Raw genomic sequence first — 1682 nt, 5'->3', positions numbered from 1 at the left:
ATGCACTGGAAGAGTCAGTGAAAAGCCACCTGATGTCTGACGTGCCTTATGGCGTGCTGCTGTCTGGCGGCCTCGACTCCTCTATCATTTCTGCCGTGACGAAGCGCTTTGCGGCAAAACGTGTGGAAGATGAAGATAAAAGTGATGCCTGGTGGCCACAGCTGCACTCTTTTGCGGTAGGTCTGGAAGGCTCACCTGATCTGAAAGCGGCCAAATCAGTGGCGGAACATCTGGGCACCGTGCACCACGAGATTCACTTCACCGTGCAGGAAGGTCTGGATGCGATTCGCGATGTGATTTACCACATCGAAACCTATGACGTCACCACCATTCGCGCCTCTACGCCGATGTATTTGATGTCGCGTAAAATCAAGGCAATGGGCATCAAAATGGTGCTGTCTGGTGAAGGTGCGGACGAAGTGTTTGGTGGTTACCTGTACTTCCACAAAGCACCTAACGCTCAGGAATTCCACGAAGAGAACGTGCGTAAACTGCTGGCGCTGCACATGTTTGACTGTGCGCGTGCCAACAAAGCGATGTCGGCATGGGGCGTTGAAGCCCGCGTACCGTTCCTCGATAAGAAATTCCTTGATGTGGCGATGCGCATCAACCCGGAAGACAAAATGTGCGGCAGCAACGGCAAAATGGAGAAACACATTCTGCGTGAATGCTTCTCTTCTTACCTGCCGGAGAGCGTGGCATGGCGTCAGAAAGAGCAGTTCTCTGATGGCGTAGGCTACAGCTGGATCGATAGCCTGAAAGAAGTGGCCGCGAAGCAGATCACCGATCAGCAGTTGTCTACCGCGCACTTCCGTTTCCCGTACAACACGCCGAACTCGAAAGAAGCGTATTTGTACCGCGAAATCTTTGAAGAGCTGTTCCCGATAGCCAGTGCAGCAGAGTGTGTTCCGGGCGGTCCATCCGTCGCCTGTTCATCTGCCAAAGCGATTGAGTGGGATGAAGCTTTCAAAAACATGGATGACCCATCTGGTCGTGCTGTCGGCGTGCATCAGTCCGCCTACAAATAAGCTTGTGAATGAGTAGGATAAGGGGTCTGTAAAGGCCCCTTTTTGTTTTCATCGTCGATGTGAGGATAGAAAACTGCTGAATAAATCGCCACCCTGGTTACAAGCCAGTCAAACAGGCGTTTTAAGGCAAAAAACGGCAAAAAACTTGTTGACGCTACAAAGCTCAATACGCATAATGCGCCCCGCAACGCCGATGAAGGTTAGCGAAAAAAGATGGCTACGTAGCTCAGCTGGTTAGAGCACATCACTCATAATGATGGGGTCACAGGTTCAAATCCCGTCGTAGCCACCATCTTTTCGCGGGAGTGGCGAAATTGGTAGACGCACCAGATTTAGGTTCTGGCGCCGCAAGGTGTGCGAGTTCAAGTCTCGCCTCCCGCACCATTTCAGTCTTCGGCAGCCGGATGGGGTATCGCCAAGCGGTAAGGCACCGGTTTTTGATACCGGCATTCCCTGGTTCGAATCCAGGTACCCCAGCCAATCCGATATTTACTCGTGGATGCGAGTCGACAAATGGGATATCGCCAAGCGGTAAGGCACCGGTTTTTGATACCGGCATTCCCTGGTTCGAATCCAGGTATCCCAGCCATTATCGGATGCAGTAAGCAGTAAACTCAGGCTACGTAGCTCAGCTGGTTAGAGCACATCACTCAT

At 52.0% G+C, this 1682-nt stretch carries 1 protein-coding gene and 4 tRNA genes; all 5 read left to right on the top strand.

Features of this window, described 5'->3' with window-relative positions:
- Positions 1-1028 (top strand): asparagine synthase B (asnB, locus tag H7A81_RS27130; RefSeq protein WP_182059322.1); only part of this gene is annotated, 1028 nt, incomplete at its 5' end.
- A gap of 215 nt (positions 1029-1243) precedes the next feature.
- Positions 1244-1320, top strand: a tRNA-Met gene (locus tag H7A81_RS27125).
- A 7-nt stretch (positions 1321-1327) separates the two neighbouring features.
- Positions 1328-1412 (top strand) — tRNA-Leu (locus H7A81_RS27120).
- Positions 1413-1433: 21 nt separating this feature from the next.
- A tRNA-Gln gene (locus tag H7A81_RS27115) sits at positions 1434-1508 on the top strand.
- Between the two features lie 34 nt (positions 1509-1542).
- Positions 1543-1617, top strand: a tRNA-Gln gene (locus H7A81_RS27110).
- Positions 1618-1682 lie beyond the last annotated feature (65 nt).

The organism is Pantoea sp. ME81, from assembly GCF_903970985.1.
GTDB lineage: Bacteria > Pseudomonadota > Gammaproteobacteria > Enterobacterales > Enterobacteriaceae > Pantoea > Pantoea communis.
Note: the sequence above shows the minus strand (reverse complement) of the source record. Positions and strands in the feature narration are given on the sequence as shown.